Origin of the sequence: Frigoribacterium sp. CFBP 13605 (assembly GCF_014839405.1) — a bacterium.
In the GTDB taxonomy this organism is placed as follows: domain Bacteria; phylum Actinomycetota; class Actinomycetes; order Actinomycetales; family Microbacteriaceae; genus Frigoribacterium.
In genome coordinates this window covers 13,344-30,545 of sequence record NZ_JACYNS010000024.1, presented here as the reverse complement: position 1 = coordinate 30,545, position 17,202 = coordinate 13,344, and the positions used below count along the sequence as shown (strand labels likewise).

The 17,202-nt window shown below is 70.2% G+C and carries 16 protein-coding genes and 1 tRNA gene; 11 read left to right on the top strand and 6 right to left on the bottom strand.

Annotated features, from left to right (window positions below):
• Positions 1–54 precede the first annotated feature (54 nt).
• The 3 genes from ygfZ to IFT36_RS07535 form a co-directional block, all read right to left on the bottom strand.
• Positions 55–1,317: a CAF17-like 4Fe-4S cluster assembly/insertion protein YgfZ gene (gene ygfZ / locus IFT36_RS07545; protein WP_207114235.1), complete on the bottom strand. Its 1,263-nt coding sequence runs from the start codon at positions 1,315–1,317 to the stop codon at positions 55–57.
• A complete protein-coding gene (locus tag IFT36_RS07540; protein ID WP_043597230.1) occupies positions 1,310–1,933 on the bottom strand; it encodes a heme-binding beta-barrel domain-containing protein in 624 nt (207 codons plus the stop codon). Before IFT36_RS07540 ends, ygfZ begins: the two co-directional genes overlap by 8 nt.
• A 202-nt stretch (positions 1,934–2,135) precedes the next feature.
• On the bottom strand, positions 2,136–2,426 hold the full coding sequence (locus tag IFT36_RS07535; RefSeq protein WP_056043223.1) for a hypothetical protein: 291 nt from the start codon (positions 2,424–2,426) through the stop codon (positions 2,136–2,138).
• Positions 2,427–2,539: 113 nt separating this feature from the next.
• On the opposite strand from IFT36_RS07535, the gene IFT36_RS07530 reads away from it, so the two are divergent.
• From IFT36_RS07530 to pstB, 10 genes are all read left to right on the top strand, one after another.
• Positions 2,540–3,220 carry a winged helix-turn-helix domain-containing protein gene (locus IFT36_RS07530; protein ID WP_056043227.1) on the top strand — a complete coding sequence of 227 codons (681 nt, stop codon included), beginning with the start codon at positions 2,540–2,542 and terminating at the stop codon, positions 3,218–3,220.
• Between the two features lie 13 nt (positions 3,221–3,233).
• On the top strand, positions 3,234–4,064 hold the full coding sequence (gene mshD / locus IFT36_RS07525) for a mycothiol synthase (protein ID WP_159827662.1): 831 nt from the start codon (positions 3,234–3,236) through the stop codon (positions 4,062–4,064).
• A gap of 93 nt (positions 4,065–4,157) precedes the next feature.
• Positions 4,158–5,495 carry a proline-rich domain-containing protein gene (locus tag IFT36_RS07520; RefSeq protein WP_200412792.1) on the top strand — a complete coding sequence of 446 codons (1,338 nt, stop codon included), beginning with the start codon at positions 4,158–4,160 and terminating at the stop codon, positions 5,493–5,495.
• Between the two features lie 142 nt (positions 5,496–5,637).
• Positions 5,638–5,856, top strand: coding sequence for a hypothetical protein (locus IFT36_RS07515; RefSeq protein WP_054146872.1), 219 nt, complete (start codon positions 5,638–5,640; stop codon positions 5,854–5,856).
• A gap of 154 nt (positions 5,857–6,010) precedes the next feature.
• Positions 6,011–8,182 carry an RNA degradosome polyphosphate kinase gene (locus tag IFT36_RS07510; protein ID WP_056043235.1) on the top strand — a complete coding sequence of 724 codons (2,172 nt, stop codon included), beginning with the start codon at positions 6,011–6,013 and terminating at the stop codon, positions 8,180–8,182.
• Positions 8,179–9,120 (top strand): NUDIX hydrolase, encoded by a 942-nt coding sequence (locus IFT36_RS07505; protein ID WP_056043236.1) that lies wholly within the window; start codon positions 8,179–8,181, stop codon positions 9,118–9,120. Before IFT36_RS07510 ends, IFT36_RS07505 begins: the two co-directional genes overlap by 4 nt.
• A gap of 226 nt (positions 9,121–9,346) precedes the next feature.
• Entirely contained in the window at positions 9,347–10,447 is a 1,101-nt protein-coding gene (locus tag IFT36_RS07500; RefSeq protein ID WP_369700715.1) for a phosphate ABC transporter substrate-binding protein PstS, read from the top strand.
• Positions 10,448–10,607: 160 nt separating this feature from the next.
• A complete protein-coding gene (gene pstC / locus IFT36_RS07495; protein WP_056043239.1) occupies positions 10,608–11,570 on the top strand; it encodes a phosphate ABC transporter permease subunit PstC in 963 nt (320 codons plus the stop codon).
• Positions 11,570–12,664: a phosphate ABC transporter permease PstA gene (gene pstA / locus IFT36_RS07490; protein ID WP_056043244.1), complete on the top strand. Its 1,095-nt coding sequence runs from the start codon at positions 11,570–11,572 to the stop codon at positions 12,662–12,664. Before pstC ends, pstA begins: the two co-directional genes overlap by 1 nt.
• A 64-nt stretch (positions 12,665–12,728) precedes the next feature.
• Positions 12,729–13,508 (top strand): phosphate ABC transporter ATP-binding protein PstB, encoded by a 780-nt coding sequence (gene pstB, locus IFT36_RS07485; RefSeq protein ID WP_043597259.1) that lies wholly within the window; start codon positions 12,729–12,731, stop codon positions 13,506–13,508.
• Positions 13,509–13,623: 115 nt separating this feature from the next.
• Here the strand turns inward: pstB and IFT36_RS16395 are convergent, their stop codons facing one another.
• From IFT36_RS16395 to IFT36_RS07470, 3 genes are all read right to left on the bottom strand, one after another.
• Positions 13,624–14,568, bottom strand: coding sequence for an anti-sigma factor (locus IFT36_RS16395; RefSeq protein ID WP_056043248.1), 945 nt, complete (start codon positions 14,566–14,568; stop codon positions 13,624–13,626).
• Positions 14,565–15,161: a sigma-70 family RNA polymerase sigma factor gene (locus tag IFT36_RS07475; protein ID WP_056043251.1), complete on the bottom strand. Its 597-nt coding sequence runs from the start codon at positions 15,159–15,161 to the stop codon at positions 14,565–14,567. The genes IFT36_RS16395 and IFT36_RS07475 overlap by 4 nt, the downstream gene beginning before the upstream one ends.
• 799 nt (positions 15,162–15,960) lie before the next feature.
• A complete protein-coding gene (locus IFT36_RS07470) occupies positions 15,961–16,590 on the bottom strand; it encodes a DNA-directed RNA polymerase subunit beta (protein ID WP_200412791.1) in 630 nt (209 codons plus the stop codon).
• Between the two features lie 158 nt (positions 16,591–16,748).
• Between IFT36_RS07470 and IFT36_RS07465 the strand changes: the two genes are divergently transcribed.
• Positions 16,749–16,821, top strand: a tRNA-Lys gene (locus tag IFT36_RS07465).
• Positions 16,822–17,202 lie beyond the last annotated feature (381 nt).

The window sequence follows — 17,202 nt, the reverse complement described above, 5'->3', positions numbered from 1 at the left end:
GCCGCGCGTCGGCCCGGTCACGACCGGGCCCGGGTGCACCGCGTCACCAGGCCGTCAGCGGCGGACGGCGCCGAGGCGCGGCAACCGGGGAACGCCTGCGGCGGCACCAGCCGAGGCGGGCACGACGATCTCTTGCGCAGCGGCGATCATCAGGTCGTCGACGACGACGGCCAGCGGTGCGGCCTCGTCGGTGCCGCGCTTGACGAGCGCGAGGGCCACCGGGCCCAGCTCGTGGTGCAGGGCGACGCTCGTGACGTGCCCGACCGACTTGGGTGCGGTCGCCTCGGGATCGGACACCGCGCCTCCTGCGGTGGCGGCCGCGTAGGGGGCACCGCCGGCGACCGGGGCCAGCACGACCTCGGCACCGCGCGGGGGCAGCACGCCGTCGCTGCCGTCGAGGTGGAGCATGACGAGCCGACGCGGCGGGTGACCGATGTTGTGCACCTTGGCGACGGTCTCTTGCCCGCGGTAGCAACCCTTGGTGAGGTGGACGGCGCTGCGCATCCAGTCGAGCTCGTGCGGGATGGTCCGCTCGTCGACCTCGGTCGAGAGCCGGGGACGCCAGGCCTCGATGCGCAGGGCCTCGAGGGCGAGGGTGCCCGCGACGGCGAGCCGGTCGGCCGGCGACGCGGCGAGGGCGTCGAGGTCGGAGCGCCGGACGAGGCTCTCGCGGTAGGTCCAGTCGTGACCCGGGTGACGGTCGGAGTCGGCGTAGCTGTGACCGCCGGCCGCGACCTCGTGCCAGGGGTCGACCCACACGAGCGCCGTGTCGTGTGACGTCAGGACCGGGACGATCGGAGCAGAGCCGTCAGGGCCTTCGGAGCCGTCGGAGCCGTCGGGGCCGTCGAGCAGGTCGTGCATCGAGCCGATCGTCGCGACGTCGGCCGTGCGGTCGACGACCTCGACGCGCAGCATGAAGCGCATCCGGTCGAGCCAGGTGCCGAGCGGTTCGACCTCGGTGCGGTCGACGAGCAGCCAGGTGGTCTCGCCGTCGTCGAGGACGCGGGCGGCGTGCTCGAGGCGGCCGTTGGCGTCGAGCAGCAGGGTCTCGGTCGAGACGCCCGGCGCGAGACCGACCAGGGCCTGGCTCGTCAGCGAGTTGAGCCAGCTGAGCCGGTCCGGCCCCGTGACGGTCAGCACGCCACGATCGGAGAGGTCGACGATCGCCGCCCCCCGGGCGAGCAGCCGCTGTTCGCCGAGCGGATTGCCGTAGTGGGACGCCACGCCCGAGCCGTCGTCGACGAAGCCGTCACGGGACGAGAAGGGCGAGACCACGGGGCCCGTGGTGGCGAGGGACGGGCCGCCGACGTCAGTCAACGCGCGCCAGCTGCCCGGATGCGTGCGAGCGCAGTTCTTGCCCGAGGGCCGCGATGTCCCAGGCCCAGAAGAGCTTGCCCTCGACGAGGCCGTACATGCGGGTGGCCGCCGAGTACTCCTTCGCGTTGCTCGACCGGACGACGGCGTCGGTCGCGAGGTCGATCCGCGGCCCCTTGACCCGTCCGAGGTAGAGCTCGTTCACGCCGGTCGGGTGGGCGATCTGCACCTCGAGGCCGAAGCCGTCGTCGGGCGTGCGGAGGATCTCTACCGCCCGGGCCGACGTGAAGGGCTGGACTCCGACGCCGGGCAGCATGCCCGGGCCGCGGTCACCCGGCTCGGCCGGACGTTCGAGCCGCCAGTAGCCTGTCTCGCTCGTCAGTGGCGTGTGCTCGTCGTCGAGCAGCCAGGTAAACGAGCTGTAGTTGAGGAAGGGCAGGCCGTCGTGGCTGAAGCTGATGCGCTGCCCGAACTCGTGGGTGCGACGCTCGGTGCCCGGTTCGGAGTCGGGGTCGCCCTCGCCGATCTTGTAGTCGACGACGCCGGTGCCCTGCCAGACGCCGATCAACCAGGAAAGGGGGACGAGCTCGGACGGCAGGTCGGTGGGGATGTCGATCATGGAGCGGTCAGCGCTGACCCTTGAACAACTTGAGCAGGACGACGACCGAGACGAAGCCGATGGCGAGGGTGGCGAGGCCGAGGAGCCCGATGTAGAACACCTCGAGTGCGAGCAGGGAATCCATGCCGTCGAGCCTACCCGGCGACCGCGAACGTGCCCAGCCCTTCGGGGCGACCGTTCAGACGAGCCGGGGGTCGGGCGTTCAGACGAGTGCGAAGACGCCCGTCACGACGGCCAGGATCACCAGGCTGCCGCAAGTGCTGAGCATCGTTCGCGAGACCAGGCCGTCCTTCTGGCTCGTGGCGAGCTGCAGCACGAAGGTGAGGACGATGGCCCCGCCGAGGGCCAGGACGACATGGTCCCAGTACTCAGAGGCGGGCGACCGCAGGCCGATCAGCACGGCCACGACGAGCGTGGCGGCCCAGACCGGGACGACCGTGATCGGCTTGAGCCGTGCCGTCGTCGCGTCGACGTCTCGTTCGCCTGTCTGCACCGTTCGTCCCTCGTTCGTGTCCGCCGTTCTGCCGACCTGCCCTAGCATCGGATGGTCGGAGTGGCGGGGTCTCATGTTTTAGACTGCTCGACAGTACATTCACTGGAGGTCGTGTGGCGCAGCTCTTGGTACTGACGTCTGCGGGCGGCCCCGAGGTCCTGCCGTCTCTCGCCCTTCTCAGCCACCGTACCCGGCAGATCCCGGCCGAACCCGCGCAACTGGTGAACGCCCCCTCGAGCGACCTGATCTTCGTCGACGCCCGCGTCGACCTCGCCAGCGCCAAGTCGCTCTGCAAGATCCTGCGGACCACGGGCGTCACGGTGCCGCTCGTCCTGGTGCTCACCGAGGGCGGACTGACCGCCGTCAACAGCGAGTGGGGCGTCGACGACGTCATCCTCGAGACGGCCGGCCCCGCCGAGATCGACGCCCGCATCCGACTGGTCACCGGTCGCCTCGCCCAGTCGCAGAACGGCTCGAAGATCCACGCCTCCGGTGTCGTCATCGACGAGGCCAGCTACTCGGCGAAGGTGCACGGTCGCCCCCTCGACCTCACCTTCAAAGAGTTCGAGCTGCTGCGCTTCTTCGCCACGCATCCTTCCCGCGTCTTCACCCGTGAACAGCTGCTCAGCGAGGTCTGGGGCTACGACTACTTCGGCGGCACGCGCACGGTCGACGTGCACGTCCGACGACTCCGGGCCAAGCTCGGCGACCTCGAGTCGTTGATCGGCACGGTGCGCAACGTGGGCTACCGGTTCAACGTCTACGACGACGACGCCCAGGCGGTCGTCTCGTGAACACGGTGTCGCGGTGACCGACGCCGCCGACGCGACCGGCGCCTCCTTCGTGCCCACGCTCGCCCGAGCGGCCACCACGGCCGACGGCAGCCCGCCGTTCTCCGACCAGACCCTGGTCGACGTCCGGTCGGGCGTCGCGACCGTCGTCGGCGACGCGCACGCCGCGGCGGTGCTGCGCGAGGGCGAGGCCGAGCTCGTCGTGCATCCCGACGACCGCCGACAGGGTCGCGGTGCCGAGTTGCTGCAACGACTCGTCGACGAGACCGAGGGCCCGCTGCTGTTCTGGGCACACGGTGACCACCCCGGCTCCCGCGTGCTCGCCGCGCGCTTCGGCCTCGCCGAGACCCGTCGCCTGCTGCAACAGCGTGCCGACGTCCCCGCCGAACCCCGTGCGCCCCGCCTCCGCGACGCCGACCGGGTCGCCTCGTTCCGGCCGGGAGTCGACGACGAGGCCTGGCTCGACCTCAACGCCCGCGCGTTCGCCGACCACCCCGAGCAGGGCTCGCTCGTCCAGGCGGACCTCGACGCCCGGCAGGCCGAGTCGTGGTTCGACGCCGACGACTTCCTCCTGCTCTGGCGCGGCGACGACCTGCTGGCCTTCTGCTGGCTGAAGCTCGACGAGGGTCAGCCGGGGGAGTTCTACGCGGTGGGCGTCTCGCCGGACCACCAGGGCGAACGACTCGGAGGCGCGGTGGTCGACGCCGGGTTCGCGCGCCTCGCCGAGCGCGGTGCCGGCACCGCGGCGCTGTACGTCGAAGGGGACAACACCGCCGCCCTCCGGCTCTACGCGGCCCGCGGGTTCACGGACCACGCCGTCGACGTGCAGTACACCCTCACCCGCTGAACCCCGCCCGGGCACGGCCCGTCCTCGGGGGGTGCGGTCCCCTCCGGTCCACCGATATGCTGCGGATCGGATGACAGCGATCGAGGGGGCATCATGACCGATCAGACCAGACCGGACGGCGACGACCAGGGGCACGACGAGCCGCAGCACGACGGGGCACCTGCCGGGGGCCACGAGCAGCCCGCCGCGTTCCCGTACCAGGGACTGCCGTACGGGCAGCAGCCCGAGGGGAACCCGCACCAGGCGACCGGCTACGGGGACCAGCTCTACGGCTCCTCGCCGCAGCCGGGCGACCAGGGACAGCCGCAGGGGGCGTACCAGCAGCCGTACGACGCCTCGGGCCAGCCGACCTCGCAGTTCGCGTACGCGCAGGCTCCGACTCCCCCGGCACCGAGGACGCCCGAAGAGGCCGCACGACGTCGACGACTGCTGATCGGCCTGATCGGTGGCGCAGCCCTGCTGCTCGTGCTGGTCGTGGCGGGTGCCGTGACGTTCGCCACGATGAGCGCCTCCCACCGGCCCGAGGCGACCGTCCGCGACTACCTCGGCGCCGTCCAGGCCGGCGAGGTCGAACGCGCCCTCGCGCTCGACGGCACCGAGGTCGCCAAGGGCGACGTGCTGCTGACCGACGTGGCCTATGCCGCGGCCGGCGACCGGGTCGACGGGTTCCAGGTGGGTGCCGTCTCGACCGACGGGGACGACGCACAGGTCGAGACCGTCGTGCACCGCGGCGACGGGTCGACCCACGCCCAGGAGTTCACGCTCGTGCGCGACGGGCGCGATCTGCTCTTCTTCGACCGATGGGCGCTCCAGCCGGTCGACCTCGGCACGGTCTCGGTGCAGGTCGCCGGACCGGCATCGGCGGAGATCGCCGTCGACGGGGCCCCCGTGACTCGGGGGTCCGACGGATCGGTGAGCCTCAAGGCCTTCCCCGGCAGCTACGAGGTCGCCCTCGCCGCCGAGAACGAGTCGTACTCGGCGACCGCCGCCACGGCCGTGGTCGAAGGCGCCGACGCCATCGCCCAACCGACCCTGCTCACGACCGCACTCACGCCCGCCGGCACCGAGGCGGCGACCGCGGCCGTCGACGCCTGGGTGGCGGGCTGCATCGCCTCGACCGACCTGCGTCCCGAGGGCTGCAGCTTCGGCCTGTACGACACGGAGTCCGGTCGGTACACGCTTTCCGGCCAGAAGTGGACCCTCGAGTCCGCGCCGCAGTTCACCGTCGGCGACTGGCAGGACGGCGGGTGGACGGTGACCACCACGACTCCGGGCTCGGCCTCCTTCACCGCCCAGGGCGTCGACGCTGCGGGCAACAGCGGCGTCTACGGCTCGCTCGCCCCCGTGCCGGTGCGGGTGGGCGGTCTCATCAGCGACGTGACCGCCGACGGCGCCACGTTCACCTCGAGCGTCGCCACGCCACTCACCTGACCCGAGGGGTACAACCGGGGTACAGAAGCGGGGCGACGGCACCTACTCCTGTGGACCGAGCCGACCTGCCACCGCACTCCCAGCACCGGGGAGTGGATTGAGGCACCGCGCAAGGCACGCATCCCATCGTCAGGAGAACAGCATGAACCCCGTCAAGTTCCTTTCCGATCTCGGCCTCCAGAGCAAGCACGCCTACTGGGGCGGTTTCGCCTCGATCGTGATCGCCCTCGTGGCCTGGATCGCCTCGCAGGGCAAGGACTCGTCCGACAAGGCCCAGTCCGACCGTTGGGGCATCTTCATCGGCCACTGGGCGCCGACCTTCTTCGCCCTGGGCCTCGCCCTGAAGAACGAAGAGAAGTAGGCACGACACCACCAGTACGTCGACGCCCCCGCCCACCCGGCGGGGGCGTCGTCGTCCGCTCGACCGCTCCTCCCCCGCGCCCGGGTGTCCACACGTCATCTCGCGTTTACCCGGGACGACGCTGCGGGGCGGTCGGGGGTGGCACGATGGTGCGATGGACAGCAGCGAACCCCGCGTCGACGGCGCCGGCGTCACCCCCGACTTCCTCGACGACTTCGACGAGATCGTCAGCTTCGAGGACGGCACCCTGCCGGCCGAGCGCTACCTCGACCGCGAGCTGAGCTGGCTCGCGTTCAACCAGCGCGTGCTCGAGCTCGCAGAAGACCCGACCACGCCGCTGCTCGAACGGGCCAACTTCCTCGCGATCTTCGCGAGCAACCTCGACGAGTTCTTCATGGTGCGGGTCGCCGGCCTCAAGCGCCGCATCGCGACGGGCCTCGCCGTGCCGACCAACGTGGGGCGCGGGCCGAACGAGGTGCTGGCCGACATCAACCGGAAGGCCCACGAGCTGCAAGAGCGCCACGCCCGGGCGTTCCTCGACCTGGTCAAGCCCGACCTCGACGACGCGGGCATCCACATCGAGAACTGGTCCGACCTCGAAGAGGCCGACCGGGTCCGCATGCGCGAGATCTTCGCCGAGCAGATCTTCCCCGTCCTCATGCCCCTGGCGGTCGACCCGGCCCACCCCTTCCCCTACATCTCGGGGCTGTCCCTGAACCTGTCCATCCGCGTCCGCAACCCCAAGACGATGCGACAGGAGTTCGCGCGCCTCAAGGTGCCGCAGATGCTGCCGCGCTTCGTGCAGCTGCCCGACAACGACAGCGGGCGCGTGCGGTTCATCCCCCTCGAGGACTTGATCGCCAACCACCTGCAAGACCTCTTCCCCGGCATGGAGGTCGTCGAGCACCACGTGTTCCGCGTCACCCGCAACGAGGACGTCGAGGTCGACGAGGACGAGTCGGAGAACCTCATCCAGGCCCTCGAGCGCGAGTTGCTGCGCCGCCGGTTCGGTCCGCCGATCCGCCTCGAGATCACCGACGACATGGACCCGGTCACGCTCGAGCTGCTCGTGCGCGAACTCGACGTGACCGATCAAGAGGTCTACAAGCTGCCGGCCCCGCTCGACCTGGCCGGCCTGTTCGAGATCACCAAGATGCCGCGGGCCGACCTCAAGTACCCCAAGCACCTGCCGACCACCGCCGTGCAGCTGCAGCAGACCGAGCCGAACATGAAGCCCGACATGTTCGCGAGCATCGCCCGGCAGGACATCCTCGTGCACCACCCGTACGAGTCGTTCGCGACCAGCGTGCAGGCGTTCCTCGAACAGGCCGCGGCCGACCCCAACGTGCTGGCCATCAAGCAGACGCTCTACCGCACCAGCGGCGACAGCCCGATCATCGAGGCGCTCATCGACGCCGCCGAGGCGGGCAAGCAGGTCCTCGCGCTGGTCGAGGTCAAGGCGCGGTTCGACGAACAGAACAACATCACCTGGGCCCGCAAGCTCGAGAAGGCCGGCGTGCACGTCGTCTACGGCCTCGTCGGGCTCAAGACCCATTGCAAGCTCGCCCTGGTCATCCGCCAGGAGAAGGGCACGCTCAAGCACTACACGCACATCGGAACGGGCAACTACAACCCGAAGACCAGCCGCATCTACGAAGACATGGGGCTCTTCACCGCCGACGACCAGGTCGGGAAAGACCTGACGCGCCTGTTCAACGAACTGTCGGGCTACGCGATCGAGAAGAAGTTCAAGCGGCTGCTCGTGGCCCCCCGCTACCTCCGCCGAGGTCTGCTCAAGCAGATCCAGAACGAGATCGAGAACGCCCAGGCCGGCCGACCCGCCGGAATCCGCATCAAGATCAACTCCATCGTCGACGAGCAGATCATCGACGCCCTCTACAAGGCGAGCCAGGCGGGTGTGCCCGTCGACGTCTGGGTGCGCGGCATCTGCACCATCAAGCCGGGCGAGCCGGGCCTGAGCGAGAACATCCGGGTGCGGTCGATCCTCGGGCGGTACCTCGAGCACAGCCGTCTGTTCTGGTTCCTCAACGACGGCGACCCGCAGGTCTTCATCGGGAGCGCCGACATGATGCACCGCAACCTCGACCGTCGCGTCGAGGCCCTGGTGCGCCTGACGCAGGCCGACCACCTCGCCGAGGTCGCCGACCTGTTCGAGCAGGCGATGTCGGACGAGACCGCCTCGTGGTGGCTCGAGGCCGACGGCACCTGGACCCGCCACGCGCGTGACGCCGACGGCCGCTCGCTGACCGATCTGCAGAACGCCCAGATGAAGGCCATCACGCAGCGGAAGCGCTCCAAGCGATGACCATCACCTCGACGACGGTCGTCGCCGCGGGTGCCGTCTGCTGGCGGCTGGTCGACGGCAAGGTCCGGGTGCTGCTGATCCACCGCGACCACCACGGCGACGTCTCGCTGCCGAAGGGCAAGGTCGACCCGGGCGAGGCGACGCCGCAGACGGCCGTGCGCGAGATCCACGAAGAGACGGGCTACCGGGTCACGCTGGGCGCCCCGCTCGGCACGGCCGAGTACCTGCTGCCCGGCGGTCGCGACAAGGTGGTGCACTACTGGTCCGCCGAGGTGACCGACGAGTCCTTCGCCGCGGCCGGGACGTTCACGCCCAACCACGAGGTCGCGGCCATCGAGTGGGTCGGCATCGAGAAGGCGAAGGCCATGCTGACCTACGCCCGCGACGCCGACGTCCTGCAGCGCTTCGCCGACCGGGTGGCGACGGGCACGGCCCGCACCTTCCCGATCGTGGCCCTCCGCCACGCCAAGACGACCTCGCCGTCCGACTGGCACGGCTCGGACGCCACGCGCCCCCTGCTGCCCCAGGGCCGCCGCCAGGCGAGGTCGGTCGCCCCCGTCATCGCGGCCTGGGCCCCCACCCGCATCGTCAGCAGCACGGCGGCGCGCTGTCTGGCCACCCTCGAGCCCCTCTCCGAGCTGACCCGGGTCGGCGTCAAGCAGACCGACGCGATCAGCCAGGACGCCTTCGAGCAGGGCACGGACGACGTCGCCGGGGTCGTCAAGAAGCGCCTCAAGAAGAAGGCCGCGGCCGTCATCTGCAGCCACGGCCCGGTGCTGCCCGAGGTCATCCGCCAGATCTCGCTGGGCACCAAGGGGGGCGACCGCATCGACCTGCGCCGTGCCTCATCGCTCGGCACGGCCGAGTTCACGGTGCTGCACGTCTCGGTCGACGACACGGCGCTCGTCGCGATCGAGACGCACGGCCCGGCCGCCTGACCCGCGCCTCCTCGGCTCGTCGCGACGCCGAGACGGTCGACCCCCGCCCGCACCGGGCCGGGGTCGACCGCCGTCCGGACGCGCCTGTCCGGGCCGATGTTCCCCCCTCGTTCACCTTCCGTTCACCGGGGCAGGCGACCGTGGTTAACCCGTCGCCGTAGCGTCTCGCACGGGTCGGCACCTGGCCCACAGCACCCAGCCATCACATCCCGAAAAGGACCCCCCTGTGAACTTCAAGCGCACCGGCAGCATCGTCGCGATCGCCGCGGTCGGAACCATGCTCCTCGCGTCCTGCGCCAGCAACGAAGGCGGCGCTTCGCCCTCGGGCGACGCATCGGCCAGCGACCTCTCCGGCTCCATCTCGGGCATCGGCGCCTCGTCTCAGCAGGCTGCGCAGGAGGCCTGGGTCGCGGGCTTCCAGACCGCCAACCCCGACGTCACGATCAACTACGACCCTCAGGGTTCGGGTGGCGGCCGTGAGAGCTTCATCTCGGGCGCCGCGGACTTCGCCGGCTCCGACCGTGCGTTCAAGACCGACGAGATCTCGTCGAGCACCTTCGCCGGCTGCACGCCCGACACCGGCATCGTCGAACTGCCCGCCTACGTCTCGCCCATCGCGGTCGTCTTCAACCTCGACGGAGTGAAGGAGCTCAACCTCACGCCCGCCACCCTCGCCGGCATCTTCAGCGGCAAGATCACCACCTGGGACGCCTCCGAGATCAAGGCCGACAACCCCGACGCCGACCTGCCCAGCACGGGCATCACGGCCGTCCACCGCTCGGACGACTCGGGCACCACCGAGAACTTCACCGACTACCTGCACGCCACGGCCGGCGACACCTGGACCGAAGAGGCCGACGGCACCTGGCCGACCGCGTTCGGCGGCGAGGGCGCCTCGGGCACCACCGGCGTGATCGACGCCGTCACCAACGGCACCGGCACCATCGGCTACGCCGACGCCTCGCGCGCCGGTGACCTCGGCGTCGCCAAGGTCAAGGTCGGCGACGACTTCGTCGGCTACTCGGCCGAGGCCGCAGCCGCCATCGTCGACGAGTCGCCCGAAGAAGAGGGTCGCACCGACGGCGACATCGCCATCAAGCTCGACCGCACCTCGAGCGCCGCAGGCGTCTACCCGATCGTCCTGGTCAGCTACCTGATCGCCTGCGAGTCCTACGAGGACGCCGCCAAGGGCGAGCTCGTGAAGGCGTACCTCTCGTACGTCACCAGCGAGGACGGCCAGAAGGTCGCGGCCGACGCCGCCGGTTCGGCCCCGATCTCGAGCACCCTCTCGGGTCAGGTCGCCGACGCCATCGCGCTCATCAAGTAACACGGCACCACCCCGGGGGCCCGGGAACGCACCGCGTGCGTTCCCGGGCCGTCGGCCTGACAGGCACCACCAGCACAAGCACCAGCACAAGCACCAGCACCAGCACCAGCACCCGTGTTCGTCCCCGAACCCCACCCGAGCCTCCGGAGGACCCCGTCCGATGACCGCCCCCGCCACGACCTCGGCCCCCGCCGTCGTCCCGAAGCCCAAGCGACGTCCTGCCGACCGGATCTTCTCGGGCAGCACGGTCGTCGCCGGTGGTCTCATCCTCGCGATCCTCGCGGCCGTCGCGCTCTTCCTCATCGTGCAGAGCATCCCGGCCCTCACGGCCGCTCCCGAGGACGTCTCGCTCTCGGGTTACCCCGGTTCGTTCTGGGAGTACGTCGGACCGCTGGCGTTCGGCACGGTCTACGCCGCCGCGCTCGCCCTGCTGATGGCCCTCCCCGTCGCCATCGGCATCGCCCTCTTCATCTCGCACTACGCCCCCCGCAAGCTCGCCCAGGGGCTCGGCTACGTGATCGACCTCCTGGCCGCCGTGCCGTCGGTCGTCTTCGGCCTGTGGGGCAGCATCGTGCTCGCCCCCGCGATCCAGCCCTTCTACGACTGGCTGGTCAGCACGTTCGGCTGGTTCCCGCTCTTCGCCGGCCCGGTCTCGGGCACCGGTCGCACCCTCTTGACCGCCTCGATCGTGCTCGCCGTGATGATCCTGCCGATCATCACCGCCCTGAGTCGTGAGGTCTTCCTCCAGACGCCGGTACTGCACGAAGAGGCCGCCCTCGCCCTCGGCGCCACCCGCTGGGAGATGATCCAGATCGCCGTGCTGCCGTTCGGTCGCCCCGGAGTCATCTCGTCCGCGATGCTCGGCCTCGGTCGTGCCCTGGGCGAGACCATGGCGGTGGCGCTCGTGCTCTCGCCGGCCCTCGTCGTCAACCCCGCGATCCTGACGTCGACGAACTCCTCGACCATCGCGGCGAACATCGCCCTCCGGTTCCCCGAGGCGCACGACATCGGCATCAACACCCTCATCGCGACCGGCCTCGTGCTGTTCGTCATCACCCTGATCGTCAACTCGATCGCACGCTACGTCATCAACCGCCGCAAGGCCTTCTCGGGAGCGAACTGATGGCCACCACCACCGCCGGCGTGCGCCGGTCCACCCGCACGGTCAACGCCCTCACGACGGGGCGCCTGCCCAAGGCCGCGCCCCTCGTCATCCTGCTCGGCAGCTGGGTCGTCATGGGCGTCGTCTTCGCCCTCCTGAACGCGGCGGGCGTCACCGATTCCTTCAACTGGGTCGGGGCGATCATCCTCGGCACCGTGCTCTACGCCGTGCTCGTCTTCGTCGTCGCGATGCAGATCGAGGGCATCCGCCGTGCGAAGGACCGCGTCGTCACGACCGCCGTCAGTGCGGCGTTCATCATCGCGCTGGTTCCGCTGGTCTCCTTGCTCTTCACCGTCGTCACGTCGGGCTCCAACCGGTTCGACGCCGACTTCTTCGCGATGTCGATGCGCAACGTCGTCGGAGCCGGCGGCGGTGGTCTGCACGCCATCACGGGCACCCTGCTGATCACGGCGCTGGCCGCCGTCATCTCGGTGCCGATCGGCCTGCTGACCGCCATCTACCTCGTCGAGTACGGTCAGGGCCGCCTGGCCCGCGCCATCACGTTCTTCGTCGACGTCATGACGGGCATCCCCTCGATCGTCGCCGGCCTGTTCGCCTACGCCCTGTTCGTGATCTTCTTCGGCGAAGGGGTCCGCATGGGCGCGGCCGGCTCCGTGGCCCTCGCCGTCCTGATGATCCCCGTGGTGGTGCGCAGCACGGAAGAGATGCTGAAGCTCGTGCCGAACGAGTTGCGAGAAGCGGCCTACGCCCTCGGCGTCCCGAAGTGGCTGACCATCGTCAAGGTGGTCATCCCCACCTCGGTCGCGGGCATCACGACCGGCGTCATGCTGGCCATCGCGCGCATCATCGGCGAGACCGCTCCGCTCTTGATCACGGCCGGCTTCACCGCGAGCATGAACTACAACCTCTTCGACGGTCGCATGCAGTCGCTGCCGGTGTTCGCCTACAGCTCGTACGTCAGCCAGGGCACCGACGCGGCGGCCTTCATCGACCGGGCCTGGACCTCCGCCCTCACCCTGATCCTGATGGTCATGGCGCTGAACCTGCTGGCCCGCCTGATCGCCCGCGTGTTCGCCCCCAAGCTCGGCCGCTGACCCGGCCGCCCCGACCCACACCCCGTCCCGGCTCCCGCCCGGCTCCCACCCCGAAGGAATCACCGTGTCCAAGCGCATCGAGGTCAACGACCTCAACGTCTACTACAGCAAGTTCAAGGCTGTCGAAGACGTCAACATCACCATCGAGCCCCGCACGGTCACCGCGTTCATCGGCCCGTCCGGCTGTGGCAAGTCGACCTTCCTGCGCACGCTGAACCGCATGCACGAGGTCATCCCCGGTGCCTACGTGGAGGGCGAGGTGCTGATCGACGGCAACGACCTCTACAGCCCCGGCGTCGACCCCGTCCTGGTCCGTCGACAGGTCGGCATGGTGTTCCAGCGCCCCAACCCGTTCCCGACGATGAGCATCCGCGACAACGTGCTCGCGGGCGTCAAGCTCAACAACCGCCGCATGTCGAAGAGCGACCAGGACGGCCTCGTCGAGTCGTCGCTGCAGGGCGCGAACCTCTGGAACGAGGTCAAGGACCGCCTCGACAAGCCCGGCTCGGGCCTCTCGGGTGGTCAGCAGCAGCGCCTCTGCATCGCGCGGGCCATCGCGGTCTCCCCCGACGTCGTGCTGATGGACGAGCCCTGCTCGGCCCTCGACCCGATCTCGACGCTCGCCATCGAGGACCTCATCGAGGAGCTCAAGCAGCAGTACACGATCGTCATCGTGACCCACAACATGCAGCAGGCCAGCCGCGTCAGCGACAAGACCGCGTTCTTCAACATCGCCGGCACCGGCAAGCCAGGCAAGCTCATCGAGTACGACGACACCGCGAAGATGTTCTCGAACCCGAGCGTGCAGGCCACGGAAGACTACGTGTCGGGACGTTTCGGCTGATCGGCGCCGCGCCTCCTCGGGGTGAGGCGCACCCGCACGCCGCGTGTCCGTGAGGGGCACACGAGAAGAGGCGGTCCACCACGTGGTGGACCGCCTCTTCTGGCGTGGCGACGGGTCAGGCGCTGGGGATGGCGACGACCGGGTCGCTGGTCGGCGAGGACGAGCCACCCGCCGGCTCGACCGTGATGCCGATCGTGTCGCCCGCGTTCATCTCACCCTTGAGCAGGTGCGTGGCCGGGGCGCTCGACGAGGCGTCGAAGGTGCCCGCGGGGACGGCGCCGTCATCGTTGATGTACCAGAGCTCGTAGGTCTGGTCACCGGGCAGCGAGGTCATCCCGTCGACGACGACGGCCGAGCGACCGAGCTCGTCCGACCAGATGAGCGTCGCCTTGCCGCCGGTGCTGACGTCGGCCACCGAGCGTTGGAAGTCGCTCGCGGCGTAGATCTCGTCGATGCCCGAAGCCTGCTGTTCCTGCTGCTGGCCGGACTGACCGAGGCCCTCGACGAGGGCTCCACCGCCGAAGAAGAGCGCGGCGGCCGCGGCGGCCGCCCCGAGGACGGCGACGGGGCGCGTGAACCAACGACGGTGCGCGGCTCCGGTCGGCGTGAGGACGCGAGCACCCTCGGATTCGCTCGGCTCCATCTCGGGGGCGGGGGTGCGCTCGACGCGACGTGCGTGGTCGTCGTCACCCGCGCCTCCTGCGGTCGTCGCGATGTCGTGGTCTGCCGTGGGGCTCGTCGGTGCCGCCGTCGCCGTGAGCGGCGCGAGCTGCGGCGTCGACGCGATGAGGTCGAGCACGCTTGCGCGGAGCCCGGCCGACGGGGTGACGGGCCGGGCCGCGTGAGCGAGCAACAATGCGGTCTCTCTCAATTCGGCCACCTCCGTCCTGGTGTCGTCGTGCTGGTCTGATGTGTCGTCGAGGAGTGCCTCGAACGCGTGTCGTTCGTCGTCGCTCAGTGCGTTGAGCACGTAGGCGCCGGACAGGTTGTCGGTGTCGGTTCTCGTGGTGCCCGCGTCGTCCGCGTGGCGGCCGTGCGTGGGCTCGTCGTGGTCGGTCACGAAGCCACCCCCATCTCGTCGCGCAGACGGATCATGCCGTCGCGCAGTCTGGTCTTGACCGTGCCGATCGGCACGTCCAACAGTTTCGCGACCTCGCTGTGGCTGAGGCCGCCGTAGTAGGCGAGCTTCACCGCCTGCCGTTGCAGTTCGGTGAGGCGTCCGAGGGCCCGCTCGACCCGCTCGTGCTCGATGCGGATCTCGACGGACTCGGTGACCGAGTCGAAGTCGGTCTCGAGGTCGCGCACGCCGATCTTGAGGTCGCGATCGCGGCCGGCCTGGGAGGCGCGGATGCGGTCGACGGCTCGTCGGTGCGCCATCGTGAGCATCCAGCTGGCGGCGCTGCCCCGGGTGGAGTCGAAGCGCGTGGCGTTCTGCCAGATCTCGAGGAAGACCTCTTGGGCCACCTCTTCGGACTGGGCGTGGTCTTTCAGGAGGCGCTTGATCAGACCCAGCACGCGGGGCGCCGTCTGGTCGTACAGCTCGGCGAAAGCGGCCTGATCACCCTGCGCGACCCGCGGCAACAACATGTCGGGGGTCGACGGAGCAGGCCCGCTCTCGGGTGTCTCTGTCTCTCGGGTCACGAGTTCGAGCATGTCAGGGTTCACCTCCGGTCGCACTGTTCGTCGGGTCGTGGGTCACGATCCGGGGCGGATCGTGATGTGGTGCGGTGTGTTCGTGGTGCGGTGTGTTCGTGGTGCGGTGTGTTCGTGGTGCGGACGGGACTCCCTGCGATGCGTCCGTCTGGGATGGCGTTCAGGCCCGGTGCATCGCAGGGAGACCAGCCCGCCGACGCCCGAAACTAAGGGAGGACGGGTGTCGGCGGGGGATCGTGGATCCCTCACGTCAATGATTCGGCACGGGGGGCCCGCCGGATTGGGTGAACATCCCGGCGCGCTCGTGTCGCTCGATCGGACCCCGGGTGTGGAACCGACAGGGGCGGACCGCCAGGCGTGCACGAGCCGACGGGTTCGCCCCGATGCGCGGACACCCTCACCCAGCGGTCCCCCGACGCCGTCGCCTGCTCGCGACGTACCCACACCGACGAGCCGAGGAGGCGCGGTGCCGGCGGGAAGGAAGCCGACGGTCGGTCGTCACGTCGGTTCTCGACCGAGGACCCGCCTCGGGAGGAAGAGGCGCCGGACCGCAGAAACGCCTCTCGGCGCGAGGCCGCTCGAAGCGGCTAAATTTGGAGCCCGGGGTTACTGCGGCCCGACGGAGAAGACTTTACCCGCCTCGGGCCGAGCGGTCCGCCGAGTTCGCGTCGTGCGAACGCGAGGCGGGTCCGCGCGTGTCGAGCGTGGGGCGGTCGGCCGTCGGCCGTCGGCGGTCGCCCTCGGCCGTGCCGCCCTCCGCAGCGCGGCGCAGGCCCGCCCGCGCGGGCGGCGGCGGTGTTCAGTCGAGGCTGTCGTCGCGCCACAGGTGGGCGCAGGCGACGAGGTCGACCCCGAGCTCGCTGAAGCGCAGGGCGCGACGGGTGAGTTCGCCCGCGCGGTCGGACCCGACGGCGTCCTGGTCGTCGGCGACCGAGGTGGCGCCGGCGGCGGCGAGGCGGCAGAACGCGGCACCCCGCTCGAGGGCGATGGCGAAGTCGCCGACGAAGACCCCGCGAAGGATCAGGTCGGCGAGTTCGAGGATCTCTTCCGGGCTGGCCGGAGCCGGCGCACCCGCGACGACCGGGTCGATCGTGGTGGCGACCTCGACTCCGCGCTCGAAGAGCTGGGTGACCTCGACCGGGTTCTGCCGGATGACGGCCCGCACGAGGTAGATGCGCCAGAGGGCGCCCGGCAGGCTGTGGGGACTGGCCCGGGCCCAGAGCTCGGCGACCGCGTCGATGCCGTGCTCGTCGGTGAAGGTGACTAGCCGGTCGAGGATCTCGGGGCTCGGGTCGTGCTTGACGCGCGCGACGAGGGCCGAGGCCGACTCGTGGGCGACGCGGTTCATCGTCGCGGGGTCGTCTCCGCCCTGGAAGGCTTCGAACTCGGACCCCGAGAACTGGGTGGGGCGGTGGAATGGTCTCGGCACCGGACCCACGATAGGCGCGACCACCGACACCGAGCCGAGCGTTCGCCCACGGCATCACCGCCTGCACCGGGCGCACCCGTCGACACCCGTTGACACCGAGGAGGCGCGGGTCGGCCTGGCGGCCAGGAGGCGCGGCATCCCGTAAAGTGGACGCGCACGGGCCTCTAGCTCAGTTGGTAGAGCATCGGACTTTTAATCCGCGGGTCGTGGGTTCGAGCCCCACGGGGCCCACCTGTACGCGTCGCCGTCGCCACATCGCTCCGACGTCGTCGCCCGTCACGGACGGCCGCCTTCCGACCAGGAAGGTGGGGCCGACGTCGCACCCGAATGCGGCGGCCCCACCACGAGAGACCGAACCCGAATCCTGTCCCCCGATTTCAGGTGGGTCCCACCCACCTGGCATGCGCAGAACCTACGCCTTGTCCGCCTCCGCGTCTCGACGAGTCTGTTGAGGGCGAGAGAAAGCGCCCCTCCGGTTCGGGCCGGGAGGGGCGCTCGGCCTCCTCGCGACACGTGTCGGGCAAGCCGACGCGGTCGTTACGGGGTACGCCAGGGTTACGGGACCCTGGGGAGACAGCACTCGACGTTACGCGCCCGGCATCGTGCCGGTCT

Excerpts from the sequence above, each read along its gene's own strand:
- IFT36_RS07540 (WP_043597230.1), bottom strand. The coding sequence starts at position 1,933 with ATGATCGACATCCCCACCGACCTGCCGTCCGAGCTCGTCCCCCTTTCC.
- IFT36_RS07520 (WP_200412792.1), top strand. The coding sequence starts at position 4,158 with ATGACCGATCAGACCAGACCGGACGGCGACGACCAGGGGCACGACGAG.
- IFT36_RS07515 (WP_054146872.1), top strand. The coding sequence starts at position 5,638 with ATGAACCCCGTCAAGTTCCTTTCCGATCTCGGCCTCCAGAGCAAGCAC.
- IFT36_RS07510 (WP_056043235.1), top strand. The coding sequence starts at position 6,011 with ATGGACAGCAGCGAACCCCGCGTCGACGGCGCCGGCGTCACCCCCGAC.
- IFT36_RS07505 (WP_056043236.1), top strand. The coding sequence starts at position 8,179 with ATGACCATCACCTCGACGACGGTCGTCGCCGCGGGTGCCGTCTGCTGG.
- pstC (WP_056043239.1), top strand. The coding sequence starts at position 10,608 with ATGACCGCCCCCGCCACGACCTCGGCCCCCGCCGTCGTCCCGAAGCCC.
- pstA (WP_056043244.1), top strand. The coding sequence starts at position 11,570 with ATGGCCACCACCACCGCCGGCGTGCGCCGGTCCACCCGCACGGTCAAC.
- IFT36_RS07475 (WP_056043251.1), bottom strand. The coding sequence starts at position 15,161 with ATGCTCGAACTCGTGACCCGAGAGACAGAGACACCCGAGAGCGGGCCT.